The sequence below is a fragment of the Streptomyces marincola genome, from assembly GCF_020410765.1.
GTDB lineage: Bacteria > Actinomycetota > Actinomycetes > Streptomycetales > Streptomycetaceae > Streptomyces > Streptomyces marincola.
Genome location: NZ_CP084541.1, coordinates 274841 through 292095, shown reverse-complemented (window position 1 = coordinate 292095; position 17255 = coordinate 274841). Strand labels below are relative to the sequence as shown.

Genomic DNA, 17255 nt, shown 5'->3' with positions numbered 1-17255 from the left:
ACGTGGCCGCAGAAGAAAAACTCCGCTACTTCCTGAAGCGGGTCACCACCGACCTGCACGAGACCCGAAAGCGCCTGGAGGAAAAGGAGGCCGCCGACGGCGAACCCATCGCCATCGTGGGAATGGCGTGCCGATTCCCCGGCGGCGTCGACAGCCCGGAGGGGCTGTGGCGCCTGCTCGCGGAAGGCCGCGACGCCATCGCCCCGTTCCCCGACGACCGCGGCTGGGACCTCGACAACCTGTTCCACGACGACCCCGACCGCCGCGGCACCACCTACGGGCGCGAGGGCGGATTCCTCGACGGCGTCGCCGAGTTCGACGCGGAGTTCTTCGGCATCGGCCCGCGCGAAGCCCTCGGGATGGACCCGCAGCAGCGGCTGCTGCTCGAAACGTCCTGGGAGGCGATCGAACGGGCCGGGATCGACCCCGCCACCCTGCGCGGCAGCGACACCGGTGTGTTCATGGGCACAGGACACCAGGAGTACGCGGCCCTGATGCAGCGGGCCGAGGACGACTTCGAGGGCTACCTGCTCACCGGCGGCGCGGCGAGCGTCATCTCCGGCCGCGTCTCCTACGTCTTCGGGCTTGAGGGTCCTGCGGTGACGGTGGATACGGCGTGTTCGTCGTCGTTGGTGTCGTTGCACTTGGCGTGTCAGTCGTTGCGGCGTGGGGAGAGCGCGCTGGCGTTGGCGGGTGGGGCGGCGGTGATGGCCTCGCCGGGGATGTTCGTGGAGTTCAGCCGGCAGCGCGGCCTGGCCCCCGACGGGCGGTGCAAGGCGTTCTCCGCGTCGGCCGACGGCACCGGTTGGGGCGAGGGCGTCGGTGTTCTCCTGGTCGAACGGCTCTCCGACGCGCGCCGCAACGGGCACCCGGTGCTCGCCGTCGTCCGCGGCTCAGCCGTCAACCAGGATGGTGCGTCGAATGGGTTGACGGCGCCGAATGGTCCGTCGCAGCAGCGGGTGATTCGGCAGGCGTTGGCGGATGCGCGGCTTTCCGCGGCTGATGTGGATGTGGTGGAGGCGCATGGGACGGGGACGCGTCTGGGTGATCCGATCGAGGCGCAGGCGTTGTTGGCGACGTATGGGCGGGAGCGGGCGGAGGGGCGTCCGTTGTGGTTGGGGTCGGTGAAGTCGAACATCGGGCACACGCAGGCCGCCGCGGGTGTGGCGGGTGTGATCAAGATGGTGATGGCGATGCGGCACGGGGTGCTGCCGCGCACGCTGCACGCGGACGAGCCGAGCCCGCACGTCGACTGGTCGTCCGGCACCGTGCGGCTGCTGACGAGCGCCATCGACTGGCCCGACACCGGGCGTCCCCGCCGCGCCGCCGTCTCCTCCTTCGGGGCCAGTGGGACGAATGCGCATGTGGTGGTGGAGGAGGCGCCGGTGGTGGAGGCGCCGGTGAGTTCCAGTTCTGGTGTTGTTTCGGGTGGTTCTGGTGGTGTGGTGGTGTGGGTGGTGTCGGGGCGTTCGGTGGGTGGGTTGGTGGGTGTGGTGGGTCGGTTGCGGGAGTGGGTGGTGGGTGGGGGTTCTGGTGTGGGGGTGGGTGTGGTGGGTGGGGTGTTGGCGGGTCGTTCGGTGTTTGGGGTGCGGGGTGTGGTGGTGGGTGGTTCGCGGGAGGAGTTGGTGGGTGGGTTGGATGGGTTGGTGGGGGATGTGGAGTCGGGTGTGGTGTCGGGTGGTTCTGTGGTGAGTGTTGGTTCTGGTTTTGGTTCGGTGGTGGGTTCTGTTTCTGGGTCGGTGTCGGGTGGTGGGTCTGTTTCTGGTGGTGGTCGTGGGGTGGTGTTGGTGTTTCCGGGTCAGGGGTGGCAGTGGGTGGGGTTGGTGGTGGGGTTGTTGGAGGAGTCGGTGGTGTTTGCGGAGTGGATGGGGGTGTGTGAGCGGGCGTTGGAGCCGTTGGTGGGGTGGTCGTTGGTGGGGGTGTTGCGGTCGGGTGATGAGGGGTGGTTGGGGCGGGTTGAGGTGGTGCAGCCGGTGTTGTGGGCGGTGATGGTGTCGTTGGGTCGGTTGTGGGAGTCGTTGGGTGTGGTGGTGCGGGGGGTGGTGGGTCATTCGCAGGGTGAGGTGGCTGCGGTGGTGGTGGCGGGTGGGTTGTCGGTGGAGGAGGGTGCGCGGGTGGTGGTGTTGCGGTCTGGGTTGGTGGGGGAGTTGGTGGGGGGTGGGGGGATGGTGGTGGTGTCGTTGTCGGTGTCGGGGGTGGAGGGGTTGTTGGGTGAGGTGGGTGGGGGGTTGGTGGTGGCTGCGGTGAATGGTCCTGGGTCGGTGGTGGTGTCGGGTGGGGTGGGGGCGTTGGGGCGGTTGGTGGGGTTGTGTGAGGGGCGGGGTGTGGGGGTGCGGTGGGTGGCGGTGGATTATGCGTCGCATGGTCCGGGGGTGGATGTGGTGCGGGAGCGGTTGGTTGAGGGGTTGGTGGGTGTGGTGGGGCGTCGGGGGGTGTTGCCGTTTTATTCGACGGTGTCGGGTGGGTTGTTGGATATGGAGGGGTTGGGTGGGGAGTATTGGTTTGAGAATTTGCGGCGGCCGGTGTTGTTCGATGATGTGGTTCGGTCGTTCGGTGATGATGTGGTGTTTGTGGAGTGCAGTGGTCATCCGGTGTTGGTGCCGGTGATGGAGGGTGTTTCCGCGGTGGGGTCGTTGCGGCGTGGTGAGGGGGGTATGCGGCGGTTTCTGCTGTCGGTGGGTGAGGCGTTCGTGCGGGGTGTGGATGTGGACTGGTCCCGCCTTTTCCCGGGCCAGGAACGAGCGCTCGCGGAGGCGTATGCGGACGTACCCACATACGCATTCCAACGCCGCCATTACTGGGTGGACACCGTTCCCGCCGACCACCCGCTCGGCCCGGACCCTGACCGCACGGCCGTCCCGGCGTTCCGCCGGCAGGTCGCCGCGCTTCCCGAGGGCGAACGGCCCCGCGCCGTCGCCGACCTGGTCGCACGGCACATCGCCGCGGTACTCGGCCGGGACGAGCCGATCGCCCCGGAACGCCCCTTCACCGCGTTGGGTTTCGTGTCCCTCACGGCGGTCGAGCTGCGCAACCGGCTCGGCGCGGCCACCGGGCTCGCCCTCCCCGCGACCGTCGTCTTCGACCACCCGACGCCCGCCGCGCTCGGCGCGTTCCTCCTCACCGGGCTCGCCGGAACCGAGGACGCCCCCGCCGACGAGGAGGCCCCCGCAGCCCTCGCCCCGGCCCCGGACCCGGTCGGCACCGCGGAGGACCCGGTCGCCATCGTCGCGATGGCCTGCCGTTTCCCCGCCGGCGTCGCCTCGCCCGAGGACCTGTGGGACCTGCTCGACCGGGGCGGCGACGCGATCGGCCCGTTCCCCGAGGACCGGGGCTGGGACCTCGACGCGCTGTACGACCCGGACCCGGACCGGCCCGGCACGTCGTACACCCGGCACGGCGGATTCCTCGACGGGGCGGCCGAGTTCGACGCGGGCTTCTTCGGCATCAGCCCGCGCGAGGCCCTGGCCATGGACCCGCAGCAGCGGCTGCTGCTTGAGGCGGCGTGGGAGACGTTCGAACGGGCCGGCATCCCGCCGGAGACGCTGCGCGGCACCAGGACCGGCGTGTTCGCCGGAACGAGCGGCCAGGACTACCCCCTGCTCGTGCGCGGCACCACCGGCGCCTCCGAGGGGTACGCGCTGACCGGCAACGCCGCGAGCGTGCTCTCCGGGCGCCTCGCCTACACCTTCGGCCTCGAAGGGCCCGCGGTGACCGTGGACACGGCGTGCTCCTCGTCCCTGGTGGCGCTGCACCTCGCCTGCCAGTCGCTGCGCAGCGGCGAGTCCTCGCTCGCGCTGGCCGGCGGCGTCACCGTGCTCTCCACCCCCGAGGCGTTCGTGGCCTTCAGCCGGCAGCGCGGCCTGGCCCCCGACGGCCGGTGCAAGGCGTTCTCCGCGTCGGCCGACGGCACCGCGTGGAGCGAGGGCGTCGGCGTTCTCCTGCTCGAACGCCTCTCCGACGCGCGCCGCAACGGCCACCCGGTGCTCGCGCTCGTGCGCGGCACCGCGACCAACCAGGACGGCGCCTCCAACGGGCTCGCCGCGCCCAACGGCCCCTCGCAGCAACGCGTCATCCGGCAGGCGCTGGCCAACGCCCGTCTGACGCCCGCCGACATCGACGCCGTCGACGCCCACGGCACCGGCACCCCGCTGGGCGACCCGATCGAGGCCCAGGCGCTGCTCGCGACCTACGGTCGGGACCGCGGGGCGGAGAACCCGCTGTGGCTCGGCGCGGTGAAGTCGAACCTCGGTCACACCGCGGCGGCGGCGGGCGTGGCCGGCGTGATCAAGATGGTGCTCGCCATGCGGCACGGCACGCTGCCGCGCACCCTGCACGCCGACGAGGCGAGCCCGCACATCGACTGGTCGGCCGGCGGCGTCGCACTCCTCACCGCGCCGAGGCCGTGGCCGCAGGGGCCGCGCCCCCGCCGGGCGGGCGTGTCGGCGTTCGGTATCAGCGGCACCAACGCCCACGTCATCCTCGAACAGGCCCCGGAGGCCGAGCCGCAGGCCGGACCCGGGCCCGAGCCGGCCGGGGACGGGACGGCGCAGCCGCCCGCCGCCGTGCCGTGGCTGCTGTCCGCCGCGACCGGGCCCGCGCTGCGCGCCCAGGCCGGGCGGCTGCGCGACCACCTCGCGGAACGGCCCGAGGTGCCCGTGCCCGACATCGCCCACGCCCTCGCGCTGACCCGGGACGCGCTCCCGCACCGCGCGGCCCTCGTCGGCGGCGACCGCGCCGCGCTGCTCGCCGGGCTCGACGCGCTCGCCTCCGGCGGCGTCGCGCCCGGGGTGCTGCGCGGCGTCGCGGCCGGCGGCGCCACCGCGTTCCTGTTCCCCGGGCAGGGCAGCCAGACACCGGGCATGGGGCGTGCGGCGCACACGGCGTTCCCCGCGTTCGCCGCCGCGCTTGACGAGGCGTGCGCGCACCTGGACCCGCACCTGGAACGGCCGCTGCGCGACGTGCTGTTCGCCAATGAGGGCACCCGGGACGCGGCGTTGCTCGACGAGACGGTGTTCACGCAGGCCGGGCTGTTCGCGGTCGGCGTCGCCCTCGCGCGGCTGCTGGCGTCCTGGGGCGTCGAACCCGACGTCGTGGCCGGGCACTCACTCGGCGAGCTGACCGCCGCCCACGTGGCCGGCGTCCTGTCGCTGCCGGACGCCGCCGCGCTGGTCGCCGCCCGCGGCCGGCTGATGGCGGCCACCGCGCCCGGCGCGATGGCGGTGGTGCGGGCCGCCGAGGCCGAGGTGCTGCCGCTGCTCGCCGGGTGGGAGGGCGCGGCCGGCATCGCCGCGGTCAACGGCCCCGCCGCGACCGTGGTCTCCGGCACCGAGCCGGCCGTGACCGCCATCGCCTCGGCCCTCGCGGAACGCGGCCACCGCACCCGGCGGATGCGGGTGAACCGGGCGTTCCACTCGCCCCTGATGGACGGGATGCTGGACGATTTCGCGCGCGTCGCCAAGGGCCTGGACTACCGGCCGCCGCGCACGACGCTCGTCTCCAACGTCACCGGGACCGCCGTCACCGACGAGGTCTGCTCGGCGGAGTACTGGACCCGGCACGTGCGGCACCCCGTCCGGTTCCTCGACGGGCTGCGGGGCATGGCCGCGGCGGGGGTGACCACGTTCGTCGAGGCGGGCCCGGGCGGCGGTCTTTCCACGCTGGTGCGGGACGCCCTCGCGGACGGCGCGGACGGCGCGGGCCCGGTCGGCAGCGCCGCGGCCGTGCCGCTGCTGCGGCGCGGCCGGCCCGAGGCCGACGGCGTCCTCGCCGGGCTGGCCCACGCGCACGCCCGCGGCGTGCCGGTGGCGTGGGAGCGGGTGTTCGCGCCCTGGGGCACGCGCCCGGTCGCGCTGCCGACGTACGCGTTCCAGCGGGCGCGCTACTGGCCGGAGGCGGCGCCGCCCCGCCCGCGGGTGGCGGCCACCGCGCCGCCGGAAGCCGCCCGGGCCCCGGCAGGACCCGGGGAACCGGCGGAACCGGCCGAGGAGCGGGGCGCGTTGCGGCGGCGGCTCGCCGGGCTGGCCGGCCCGGACGCGCACGCCGTGCTGCGGGACCTGGTCGCCGCCCACGTCGCCGCCGTGCTCGGCCACCCCACCACCGAGGCGGTGGAGGCCGCGCTCGGCCTGCCGGAGCTGGGGTTCGACTCGCTCGCCGCCGCCGAGCTGCGCGGCTCGCTGCACGAGGCGACGGGCGTGCCGCTCGCCACCGCCGCCGTGTTCGAGCACCCCACGCTCGACGCGCTGGCCGCCCACCTGCGGGCCGGGCTCGACGCCACGGCAGGACCCGCGCCCGCAGGCGGGGCCGCCCCCGGCACGCTGACCGGCCTCGCGGCCCGGGCAGCCGCGCAGGGCAGGGCGGCGGAATTCCAGGAACTCCTCGCGGTGGCCGCGCGGTTCAGGACCTCGTTCACCGCGGCGGCCCCGCCGGCCGGGCCCGCCGCCGTGCGGCTCGCCCGAGGCGGCGACGGCCCCGCCCTGCTCTGCTTCCCCTCGTTCGCCACGCGTTCGGGCGCCCAGCAGTACGCCCGCCTCGCCGCCGCCCGGCGGGGGCACGACATCTGGGCCCTGCCCGCGCCGGGGTTCACCGGCGACGAGCCGCTGCCCGCCGACCTCGACGCGCTCACGGCACTGCACGCGGCCGAGGCCGAACGCCGCGCGGACGGCCGCCCGTTCGTGCTCCTCGGCCACTCGGCCGGCGGCTGGATCGCCCACGCCGTCGCCGCCCGCATGGAACGCACGGGGCCGCCTCCGCTGGCCGTGCTGCTGCTGGACAGCTACTGGCCTGGCAGCGCCGCACTCCCGCTGATCCAGGCCGACATCGCGGGACGGCTCGGGCCCGGCGCCGTCCCGGACACCGGCGGCGCGGGGCGGGCGGGCCACTCCCGGCAGGACCCGTGGGACGACACCTGCCTGACCGCGATGGGCGGCTACGCACGGCTGTTCGCCGACTGGCGGCCCACCGACCTGGCCACCCCCGTGCTGCACCTGGCCGCCGCCGGGCCGCTGCCGGGCTTTCCCACCGAGGGCTGGCGGTCCTCCTGGCCGCCCGCGCACCGCGCCGACCAGGCTCCCGGCGACCACTTCACCCTGCTGACCGAGCACTCGGACACCACCGCGCGCGCCATCGGCGACCTGCTCACCGGCCTGTCCCGGGCCGCGCGGGCACGCGCCGGCACCCCGACGGAAGGACAGTGATGACCCTCGACCACGACCCCGCGCCGGACGCCGACCACCGGGCCGTCCACGACGGCCAGGCGCCCTACCACCGGCGGGCCCTCGCGTTCTACGACCTGTTCGTCATGCACGGCAGCGCGCCCTGGTTCTGGCGCTGCCCGCCGCGCAACTTCCGGCAGCTGTACGACACCTGCGCCGGCGCGCGGCACGTCGAGATCGGCGTCGGCACCGGATACCTGCTGCACCACGCCCGCTTCCCCGTGCCGGACCCGCGGATCACGCTGGTCGACCTCAACCCCGCGACGCTCGACTACACCGCGAAACGCCTGGCCCGCTACCGCACGGAACGCGTCGTCGCCAACGCCCTGGAACCGCTGCCGCTGCCCGAGGGCGAGGCCGACTCCGCCGCCCTCAGCTTCCTGCTGCACTGCCTCCCCGGCAGCATCGCGGACAAGGGCGTGGCCCTCGCCCACGCGGCGCGCGCCGTGCGGCCGGGCGGCGTCGTGTTCGGCAGCACCATCCTCGCCTCGGGCGTGCCGGTCACCCGGGCCGGTCGTTTCCTCATGCGTGAGCTCAACCGCAAGGGCGTCTTCCACAACGAGCGCGACTCCCTGGGCGACCTGCGCGACCGGCTCGACGCGCACTTCCCCCGGCACGAGCTCGTCGTCCGCGGCTGCGTCGGCCTCTTCCGCGCCTGGACCCCCGCCTGACCGTCCCGCGCCCCGCGCGGTCCCGGCCGCCCGCCCCTGCCCTGGCCGGCCGGCCCACCCGCCCGCCCGCCATCCGTTTCCCCGCCGACCCGCACCCCGAGCCCCGGAAGGACCCGCCCATGGGCAGCCACTGGTATCCGATAGAGGAAGCAGACGACTCGTTCCTCACCGCGGCACCGCTGCGGCACGCGCGCTCCGTCGATGTCCCCTTCTCCGCCGAGGAGACCTGGGCGGCGCTCACCGGCGACGGTGTGTCGAGCTGGACGCGGGGGATGCGCCGGCTCACCTGGACCTCGCCGCGGCCCTTCGGCATCGGCACGACGAGGGAGGTCGCCATGAGCGGCAACTTCACACTGCGCGAGCGCTTCTACCGCTGGGACGAGGGCCGGCGCAAGACGTTCACCGGCGTCGCGGGAACCCGGGCGATCTTCCGCCGCCTCGTCGAGGACTACGTCGTCGAGCCCACGCAGGAGGGCGCCCGGTTCAGCTGGCGATGGGCAGCCGAACTGCGGACGCCCTGGCGGTACTTCAGCTACCCGCTCGACCTGCTCGCGTTCGCGCCGACCGGCCGCTCGCACATCGACGGGCTGCCCGGCTACCTGGCGCGCCGGGCGGCGCGGCCCGGCAGCGCGCCGTCCGACAGCCGGCCGGAAGGGCAGTGACATGTGCGGAATCACCGGCTGGATCTCGTTCGAACGCGACCTCGCCCGCGAGGGCGCGGTCCTCGCGGGCATGAACGCCACCATGGCCTGCCGCGGTCCCGACGCCGAGGGCACCTGGCTGGGCCCGCACGCCGCGCTCGGCCACCGCAGGCTCGCCGTCATCGACATCGAGGGCGGCGCGCAGCCCATGACCGCCGAGACGCCCGACGGGCCCGTCGTCGTGACCTACAGCGGGGAGGCGTACAACTTCACCGAGCTGCGGGCGGAACTGCGCCGCCGGGGCCACGCGTTCCGCACCGCGAGCGACACCGAGGTCGTTTTGCGCGGCTACGTCGAGTGGGGGGCGGCCGTCGCGGACCGGCTGAACGGCATGTACGCGATGGGCATCTGGGACGGCCGCGCCGACCGGCTCGTGCTGATCCGCGACCGGCTCGGCGTCAAGCCGCTGTACTACCACCCGCTCGGCGACGGCGTGCTGTTCGGCTCGGAGGCCAAGGCCGTCCTGGCCCACCCCCAGGTCGAGGCGGTCGTCGACACCGACGGGCTCCGCGAGCTGTTCGGGTTCGTCAAGACGCCGGGCCGGGCCATCTGGTCGGGTATGCGGGAGGTGCCGCCCGGCACCGTCGTGACCGTCGACCGCTCCGGGGTGCGCGAACACACCTACTGGCGGCTTGAGGCCACCGAGCACCGCGACGACACCGACACCACCGTCGGGCGCGTCGCGGAACTCCTCGACGACATCGTCGCCCGGCAGCTCGTCGCCGACGTCCCGCTGTGCGTCCTGCTCTCCGGCGGCCTCGACTCCAGCGCCCTGACCGCGCTGGCCGCCAGGGCCATGGGGCGGCGCGGCGAACGGGCCCGCAGCTTCACCGTCGACTACGAGCAGCGCGGCGAGTTCGCCGCCGACGAGCTGCGCGGCAGCCGCGACGCGCCGTTCGCCCGCGAGGTCGTCGAGCACGTCGGCACCGAGCACCACGCCATCACGCTCGACCACCAGGAGCTGGCCGACCCCGAGGTCCGCGTGGCCACCGTCACCGCGCGCGACCAGCCGTTCGGCTTCGGCGAGGCCGACAACTCGCTCTACCTGCTGTTCCGGGCCATCCGCGAGCACTCGACCGTCGCGCTCTCCGGCGAGTCGGCCGACGAGGTGTTCGGCGGCTACCCCTGGTTCCACCTGCCGGTGGTGCAGCGGGTGGCGGCGTTCCCGTGGGTCACCGCCTCGCAGCTCGACCCCGCGGGCCACCCGACCAAGCTCATCGACCCGGACCTGCTGCTGTCCACGCTCGACATCCCCGGCTACTGGGCGCAGCGGTACGCCGAGGCGGTCGCCGGCCTCCCCGTCCGCGAGGGCGAGGACCCGCACGAGCGGCGCATGCGCGAGTTCTGCCACGTCCACCTGACGAGCCTGCTCGGCATGCTGCTCGACCGCAAGGACCGCATGAGCATGGCCGTGGGCCTCGAAGTGCGCGTCCCCTTCTGCGACCACCGGCTGGTCGAGTACGTGTACAACACGCCGTGGTCGATGAAGACGTTCGACGGCCGTGAGAAGAGCCTGCTGCGCGCCGCCGTGCGCGGCCTGCTCCCGGCCTCCGTCGCCGACCGGCGCAAGGCGCTGTACCCCACCACGCAGGACCTCCGCTACGTCGCCGCCCTCCAGCGGCAGGTGGGCGACCTGCTGTCGGCCGCCCACCAGGCGACCGACTGGTTCGACCGCGACGCGCTGCGCGCGGCCGTCTCGGGACCGCCGGAAGCGGTGGCCCGCGACGCCAGGGAGGCGTTCGAACGCGTCCTCGACCTGGCCACCTGGCTGGATGTCAGGCGCCCCGTCATCAAGATCTCCTGAGGAGAAGCCGACCATGGCCGTCGACAACGACCTGTACAACGCTCCTGACGCCTGGTGGCGGGACGATCAGCCCTTCGCCACGCTCCAGGCGTTCACCCCCGCCCGGTTCGCCTACTTCCACCGGGTGCTCACCGAGACCCTCGGCGTCGACCTGAAGGACACGCCCGTCCTCGACATCGGCTGCGGCGGCGGGCTGCTGGCCGAGGAGTTCGCCCGCGCGGGCTGCCGCGTCACCGGGATCGACCCCTCGGCCGCCTCGCTGGAGACGGCGACGGCGCACGCCGCGGCCTCCGGGCTGCGGATCGACTACCGGCAGGCCGTCGCGGAACGGCTGCCGTTCCCCGACAGCAGTTTCGACCTCGTCTACTGCTGCGACACGCTCGAACACGTCACCGACACCGACCAGGCGATCCGCGAGGTCGCCCGCGTGCTGCGGCCCGGCGGCTACTACCTGTACGACACGATCAACCGGACGTTCAAGTCCTGGATCGGCATGATCAAAATGGCGCAGGACTGGAAGTCGGTGGCCTGGGCGCCGCGCGACCTCCACGACTGGCGGAAGTTCATCAAACCGGCCGAGCTGTGGGCCCTGTTCGACCGGCACGGCCTGGACAACCTCGAACTCGTCGGCTTCGCCCCCGCCCGCGCGCCGCGCGAGGTGCTGCGCCTGGCGCGCAGCCGCGTCCGCGGGCAGATCACCTACGGGGAACTCGGGCGGCAGCTCGGCATGGACGTCAGCAAGGACACCTCGGGCCTCTACGCCGGCTACGCCCGCAGGACCGGGGAGGCGCACCGATGACAAGCGGCCAGGGAACGGCCCCCGACATCCGGGTGCCGGTGCTCATCGTCGGCGGGGGCCCGGCCGGCCTGACCGCCGCACTCGCCCTCTCCCGCTACGGCGTGCCCCACCTGCTGGTGAACCGCCACCACGGCACCGCCCACACCCCCCGCGCGCACCTGCTGAACCAGCGCACGGGGGAGATCTTCCGCGATCTCGGCATCGCCGACCGCGTCGAGGCCCGCGCGACTCCTGGCCACCTGATGGCCAACCACGTGTTCATGTCCACCTTCGCGGGACCCGAGGTGGCCCGTATCGGAGCCTACGGGAACGGCCCCGACCGGATCGGGGAGTACCGCGCGGCCAGCCCGAGCGGCCTGTGCAACCTGCCGCAGCACCTGCTGGAGCCGCTGCTGGTGGAAGCCGTGGAGGAGGCGTGCGTCGGACAGCTGCGGTTCGGCCACGAGTTCGTCTCGCTCGAACAGGACGGGCACGGCGTCACCTCCCGCATCACCGACCGGCGCACGGGACGCGACTACACCGTGCGCTCCGACTACCTCATCGGCGCCGACGGCGCGCGCAGCCGCGTGCTGGCGCAGCTCGGCATCGCCCTCGACGGCGCCACCGGCATCGCACGCGCCGTCACCACCTGGTTCGAGGCGGACCTGTCCCGCTACAGCGCCCACCGGCCCGCCCTGCTCTACATGGGCGCGGTACCTGGCAGCCCCCCGGCCGACGGGCGCGTGTTCGTCAGCCTGCGGCCCTGGACCGAGTGGCTGCACCTCACGTTCCCGCCGCCCGCGGCGGACGTCGACGTCGACGACCACGAGGCGGTGCGCGCCGGCATCAGGGAGAGCATCGGCGACCCGACCGTGGACGTCACCATCAAGAACGTCTCCGCCTGGGAGGTCAACAGCGCGGTCGCGCCCCGCTACGCGAGCGGCCGGGTGTTCTGCGTCGGCGACGCCGTCCACCAGAACCCGCCGACGAACGGTCTCGGTCTGAACTCGGCCGTCGCGGACTCGTTCAACCTGTGCTGGAAACTGAAACTGGCCCTCGAAGGACTGGCCGGCCCCGGGCTCCTCGACACCTACCACGACGAACGGCAGCCCGTCGGGCGGCAGATCGTGGACCGGGCGTTCCGCAGCATGGTCGACCTCATCGGCATCCCGCAGGCGCTGGGCTTCACCGAGGGGCAGAGCCCCGAGGAGCAGTGGCGGCTGCTCGACACCCTGCACGAGGACACCGAGGAGGCCAGGCGGCGGCGCGCCGCGCTCGCCGCCGCGACCGCCGCCATCCACGGGCAGGCCAACGCGCACGGGGTCGAACTCGGCTACCGCTACCGCACCGGCGCGCTCGTGCCCGACGGCACGCCGGAACCGGCCGACGAACGCGACCCCGAGCTGTACTACCGGGCGACCACGTGGCCGGGCGCCCGGCTGCCGCACGCCTGGCTGGAGAACGGCAGGCACCGCTGCTCCACGCTGGATGTGACCGGCCGGGGCAGGTTCACGCTGCTGACGGGGCCAGGCGGCGAGCCCTGGCGGGACGCCGCCAGGGACGCCGCGCTCGACACGGGCGTCGAGGTCGCCGTCCTGCCCATCGGCGCGGGCGGCGGCCCGCGCGACCCGTACGGGACCTGGGCCGAGCTCCGCGAGGTCGAGGAGAGCGGCGCCGTCCTGGTCCGGCCCGACGGGCACGTCGCCTGGCGCGCCAGGGACCACGGGCACGCCAAGGAACTGCCCGAGGTCATGGCCCGCGTCCTCCGCCAGCCCGACCCCGCCCCGCGCCGGGCCGCAGGCCCCGGCGCCTGACCGGCCCCGGCGCTCGCCGCCCAGGCCGGCGGGGCGCGGTCAGCCGGGCGGGCCCGGCTTGGCGAAGTGCCAGATCAGCATGGCCGGCACCCCGGCGCTCGCGGCCCTGGCCGCCTCGGGCGCCAGGGCCGCGAGCGCCCACGCCCCCCGCCGCGCCGGTCCCGGTCGCCGGGACCGGCGCGGCGGGGGGAAGCGGCTCGTCGCAGCCGCGCACGACCAGACCGGCCGCGAGCGCGGCCCGCAGGTAGTCACCGACCGCGTGGCGGTGGCTGGCGATGCGGCCCGGCAGGCCGTCCCGGCCGCGCACCGGGGGTGCCGAGCCCCGCGCCACCCGTTCCGGGTGGACATCCGCGATCACCAACTGCCCGCCGGGGCGGAGGGCGCGCGCCAACTCGGCCATGACCGGCCCGAGTCCGGGCACGTGGGTCAGCGCGAGGGAACAGACCGCCAGGTCGAAGGCCGCCGTGCGCACGGGCAGCCGGTCCAGAGCGCCGCGTGCGAACGCCGCTTCCGGTACCCGCCGCGCGGCCCGCACGAGCATGTCGGGCGAGGCGTCCACCCCCACGACGCGGTGGCCGCGCCCGGCCAGGCGCACGGCGAGCCGGCCGGTGCCGCACGCGGCGTCGAGCACGGCAGCGGCGCCTGGCAGCCCGTCGGCGAGCCGGTCGACCACCTGCTCGTCGTGGCCGAACGCCGCGTTGGGCGCGTCGTCGTACGTTTCCGCCCAGAGGCGGTAGCCCTCGGCCGGTGGCACGCGCGCGACCTCGACCGCGGCGTTCGCCAGCTCCTCGTCGTCGAGCAGGGCGCGGATCTCCGCGAGCCGGGCCGCCACGAACGCGCGGTCGTACTCGCCGGTGAACGCGCGCATGAGGGCCAGGCCCTGAAGACCCAGCACATAGGCAAGCGGATGTTCGACGGACACGGAGGCAGCCTACGGGGCGGCCCGGCGGGGACGGTACGGCCGTCGCTGCCCCGCTCGACGGCTCGCTCGGGCGGCGTGAGCCGGGAGGTTCCCGGGCGCGCGGGCGGGTGCAACGGGTGCGCGGCGCCCGCGCCGTCCGGGCCGCCCGCGCAGCGGCGGGGGCCCGGACGCGTCGGGTCGGTTCAGCCCTGATAGGGGGCGGCGACGTCCAGGACCCAGGTGACGCCGAACCGGTCGGTGAGCATGCCGTACAGCGGCGCCCACTGCGCGGGCTCCAGCGGGCGCACGACGGCCGAGCCCTCGGCGAGCCTGCCCCACAGGGCGCTGATCTCCTCGGCGCTCTCGCCGCGCACGGAGACGAAGAACGGGTTCTCGCCCCGGCTCCAGGGCAGCTGCGAGGGCACGTCGTAGGCCATGACGTGGAAGCCGTTCTCGCCGACGACCTCGCCCCACATCACCCAGTCGGCCTCGCTCTCCTCCTGCACGGCGCCGGCGTCCTTGTAGGTGACCGTGACCGCACGCCCGCCGAAGACGGAGTGGTAGTAGTCCAGCGCCTCCCGCGCGTTGCCCCGGAAGTTCAGGTGGGTGGTGGTCGTGACGGACATGGCCTGCTCCTTGCCTCGATGTGAACGCGCCGCCGACCGCCGACGGTCCGGCGGCTGCCGTGACCGGGAGCGATGCTCCCGAACGGCTCGTACGCCACGATGGCAGAGGTACAGGACAGCTTCGGTCCTGTACTGCGGGACGGGCGTCGCCTGGCGGGTGGCCCCGTGGTCCGTGGCTCGTGGCTCGTGGCTCGCGCCCGACGCGGCGGGCGTGCCGGCGTGGTGCGGACGCGCCCGGCGCGCGACGCGCGCGTGCGGCGCACCCGCGCCGTCGAGCACGCATCGTCACGGTGAAATCGCCAGGAGTGATGGACGGGTGGGGGTGCGGCTTGCTTGAGTCGTCGGTATGGCACCGCAGATGAGGCCCCCGGCCCTCGCAGCAGCAGCAGTCCTCCTCCTCGCCGTGGCTGCTCTGCCCGCCGTGGCCGCGCAGGGCGCCGTGCCCCGCGACTCCGGGCCGGCCCGCGCCGAGCCGGCTCCGCTGCACCGCGCCGCCGACCCCATCCCCGGCCGGTACATCGTCACCGTCGGGGAGGGCGCGTCCCCGGGCGCCGTTCTGGACGAGGCGCTTCCCGGCGTCGAGCCGCTGTTCACCTACACAGTCGCGCTCAACGGCTTCGCCGCGGAGCTGAGCGCCGATCAACTGGCCGCGGTGCGCGAGCGGCCCGAGGTGACGGCTGTCGAGGAGGACTCCTACGCCTCGGGAAGTCCCGCCGCCGCGCCCACGCCCCGGGCGGACGCCGCGAGTTGGGGTCTCGACCGCATCGACCAGCCCTACCTGCCGCTCGATCAGCGGTTCACGGTGCGCGGCACCGGAGCCGGTACCACGGTCTACGTGGTGGACTCGGGGATCGAGTTCGCGCACGCGGAGTTCGAGGGCCGCGCGGTGCGCGGCTTCGACTCGGTCGGCGACGGGCGCGACGGCGCCGACTGCGCCGGGCACGGCACGCACGTCGCGGGCACCGTGGGCGGCGCCACCTACGGGGTGGCCCGGGAGGCGGCCCTGGTCAGCGTGCGCGTCCTCGGGTGCGACAACCGGGGCTCCTGGGCGCAGATCATCGCGGGCTTCGACTGGGTCGCCGAGCACGCGGAGCGACCGGCCATCGCGCAGGCGTCCTTGGGCGGCGGGTTCAACCGGGCCGTCAACGAGGCCGTCGACCAGCTCGCCGAGCGGGGCATCCTGCCCGTCGTCGCGGCCGGCAACGACAGCAGGGACGCCTGCGAGGTGTCGCCCGCGAGCGCCGAGCGGGCGCTGACCGTGGGGGCGAGCGACCCGGAGGACCGGGAGACCGGCTTCAGCAACTTCGGCCCCTGCCTTGAGCTCTACGCGCCCGGGCAGGCGGTCGTCTCGGCGCGACTCGGCGGCGGCGGCACCGCGAAGGACGGCACGTCCATGGCGGCCCCGCACGCATCAGGCGTCGCCGCGCTCCACCAGGAGGCCAACCCCGGTGCCACGCCGCGCGAGACCGGGGACTGGATCGTCGAGCAGTCGACCGAGGACGTGCTCGACGTGACCAAGACCTCGCCCAACAGGCTGCTCGCCACCGGCGACCTGTGACGCCCGGAAACGTCCCGGGCCGGCGCCCCCGGCCGTCCCCGGCCGGGCGCAGGCCGGTCGGGGACGGCCAGGGGCACCGACGCGTTCACCGGGCCGGTGCGGCCGAGCGCGCGCGGCAGGCCGTCAGCCTGGCCACGACCTCCTCGAAGCTGTCCGCCAGCCAGGTGGGCCGTGCGGCGCGCAACTGCGGTGCGCCGTGCAGCCCGTAGGTGACGGCGATCGACCGCATGCCGCAGGCCCTGGCCATCACCAGGTCACCGGCGGTGTCCCCGACGAGCACGGCCCGTTCCGGCGCGGCGCCCAGGGAGCGCAGGATCGTCAGGCCGGTCTGCGGATGGGGCGTCGGATGGGTGACCTGGTCGGCGCCGACCACCACGTCGAACAGGTCGCGCAGGCCGGCCGCCGTCAGCAGCGCGTCCGCGTCCTCGCGCAGCGTCCCGGTGGCCAGGGCCAGGGCGAGCCCCTGGGCGCGCAGGGCCGCGAGGCCGGCCGCGACGCCGGGGAAGAGCAGGTCGGGTGCCCGGGGCAGCACGATGATCCGGAAGTGCCGCCGGTACTGGCGCATGCCCTCGGCGACTCGTTCGTCCTCGGGGCCCGCGCCCATCAGCCGCCCGAAGGCCCGGGCCGGCGGCAGGCCCACCGTGGCCCGCACCTCCCGTGGGTCGGGCCGGTCCCAGGCCATGGTGGCGAACGCGGCCGTGAAGGTGTCGACAATGCCCCGTGGCGTGTCGATCAGCGTGCCGTCGAGGTCGAAGACGGCGACATCCGTCATCGTTCCCCCTCGCCACGTGCCCGGATCCGCGCCGGAATCCGGGGGAGTGCCCCGCGTGTGCCGGCCCGGGCGCGGTTCCTTGCGCGGTGTAAGTCTGCTGCGGCGGATGTGGTCACGTGACGCGTACCCCCCGGTGATCGGTGAGACCGGTGCGCCGCACCGGCTGCGTGCGGCGAGTCCCGCCGCTGCGCAAGATCACCAAAAACGCTACCGGGCGGTGTGTGAAACGGCAACGGAATCCGGAAGGATGGCGAATTCTCTCCACGATCGCCATGTCGTGCGTCAGGGAAGGCGCGAATGGGACCGGCTGGTAATTGGCGGTCCCGCCGGAGAAGACGGTGCGTAATATGCCCCGGGCACAACAAAATTCGCTGTCGACCCGGCATTGTCCCGGACATGGCCCGCCGGGTGCGCGCCGA

At 74.4% G+C, this 17255-nt stretch carries 9 protein-coding genes and 1 pseudogene; 7 read left to right on the top strand and 3 right to left on the bottom strand.

The window, feature by feature from the left end:
- Positions 1-14: 14 nt before the first annotated feature.
- The 6 genes and pseudogenes from LC193_RS01160 to LC193_RS01135 form a co-directional block, all read left to right on the top strand.
- Positions 15-7193 (top strand): annotated as a pseudogene (locus tag LC193_RS01160) (type I polyketide synthase); the annotation flags it as partial.
- Positions 7193-7882 (top strand): class I SAM-dependent methyltransferase, encoded by a 690-nt coding sequence (locus LC193_RS01155; protein WP_226070437.1) that lies wholly within the window; start codon positions 7193-7195, stop codon positions 7880-7882. The pseudogene LC193_RS01160 and the gene LC193_RS01155, both read left to right, overlap by 1 nt.
- 119 nt (positions 7883-8001) lie before the next feature.
- Positions 8002-8544 carry an SRPBCC family protein gene (locus LC193_RS01150; protein WP_226070429.1) on the top strand — a complete coding sequence of 181 codons (543 nt, stop codon included), beginning with the start codon at positions 8002-8004 and terminating at the stop codon, positions 8542-8544.
- A 1-nt stretch (position 8545) separates the two neighbouring features.
- Complete coding sequence (asnB, locus tag LC193_RS01145; protein WP_226070427.1) at positions 8546-10387, top strand: asparagine synthase (glutamine-hydrolyzing); 1842 nt, start codon at positions 8546-8548, stop codon at positions 10385-10387.
- A 13-nt stretch (positions 10388-10400) separates the two neighbouring features.
- Complete coding sequence (ubiG, locus tag LC193_RS01140) at positions 10401-11186, top strand: bifunctional 2-polyprenyl-6-hydroxyphenol methylase/3-demethylubiquinol 3-O-methyltransferase UbiG (protein ID WP_226070425.1); 786 nt, start codon at positions 10401-10403, stop codon at positions 11184-11186.
- Positions 11183-12979, top strand: coding sequence for an FAD-dependent monooxygenase (locus tag LC193_RS01135; RefSeq protein ID WP_226070423.1), 1797 nt, complete (start codon positions 11183-11185; stop codon positions 12977-12979). The genes ubiG and LC193_RS01135 overlap by 4 nt, the downstream gene beginning before the upstream one ends.
- Here the strand turns inward: LC193_RS01135 and LC193_RS01130 are convergent.
- Entirely contained in the window at positions 12915-13901 is a 987-nt protein-coding gene (locus tag LC193_RS01130; RefSeq protein ID WP_226070421.1) for a class I SAM-dependent methyltransferase, read from the bottom strand. The genes LC193_RS01135 and LC193_RS01130 overlap by 65 nt on opposite strands.
- A 182-nt stretch (positions 13902-14083) precedes the next feature.
- On the bottom strand, positions 14084-14506 hold the full coding sequence (locus LC193_RS01125; RefSeq protein ID WP_226070419.1) for a VOC family protein: 423 nt from the start codon (positions 14504-14506) through the stop codon (positions 14084-14086).
- 358 nt (positions 14507-14864) lie between these two features.
- Between LC193_RS01125 and LC193_RS01120 the strand changes: the two genes are divergently transcribed.
- On the top strand, positions 14865-16064 hold the full coding sequence (locus LC193_RS01120; protein ID WP_226078430.1) for a S8 family peptidase: 1200 nt from the start codon (positions 14865-14867) through the stop codon (positions 16062-16064).
- Positions 16065-16149: 85 nt separating this feature from the next.
- Here the strand turns inward: LC193_RS01120 and LC193_RS01115 are convergent, their stop codons facing one another.
- Positions 16150-16836: an HAD family hydrolase gene (locus LC193_RS01115; protein ID WP_226070417.1), complete on the bottom strand. Its 687-nt coding sequence runs from the start codon at positions 16834-16836 to the stop codon at positions 16150-16152.
- Positions 16837-17255 lie beyond the last annotated feature (419 nt).

What these genes read in the sequence shown, in the direction of transcription:
- LC193_RS01155 (WP_226070437.1), top strand. Translation starts at nt 7,193, where the DNA reads ATGACCCTCGACCACGACCCCGCGCCGGACGCCGACCACCGGGCCGTC.
- LC193_RS01150 (WP_226070429.1), top strand. Translation starts at nt 8,002, where the DNA reads ATGGGCAGCCACTGGTATCCGATAGAGGAAGCAGACGACTCGTTCCTC.
- asnB (WP_226070427.1), top strand. Translation starts at nt 8,546, where the DNA reads ATGTGCGGAATCACCGGCTGGATCTCGTTCGAACGCGACCTCGCCCGC.
- ubiG (WP_226070425.1), top strand. Translation starts at nt 10,401, where the DNA reads ATGGCCGTCGACAACGACCTGTACAACGCTCCTGACGCCTGGTGGCGG.
- LC193_RS01135 (WP_226070423.1), top strand. Translation starts at nt 11,183, where the DNA reads ATGACAAGCGGCCAGGGAACGGCCCCCGACATCCGGGTGCCGGTGCTC.
- LC193_RS01125 (WP_226070419.1), bottom strand. Translation starts at nt 14,506, where the DNA reads ATGTCCGTCACGACCACCACCCACCTGAACTTCCGGGGCAACGCGCGG.
- LC193_RS01120 (WP_226078430.1), top strand. Translation starts at nt 14,865, where the DNA reads ATGAGGCCCCCGGCCCTCGCAGCAGCAGCAGTCCTCCTCCTCGCCGTG.
- LC193_RS01115 (WP_226070417.1), bottom strand. Translation starts at nt 16,836, where the DNA reads ATGACGGATGTCGCCGTCTTCGACCTCGACGGCACGCTGATCGACACG.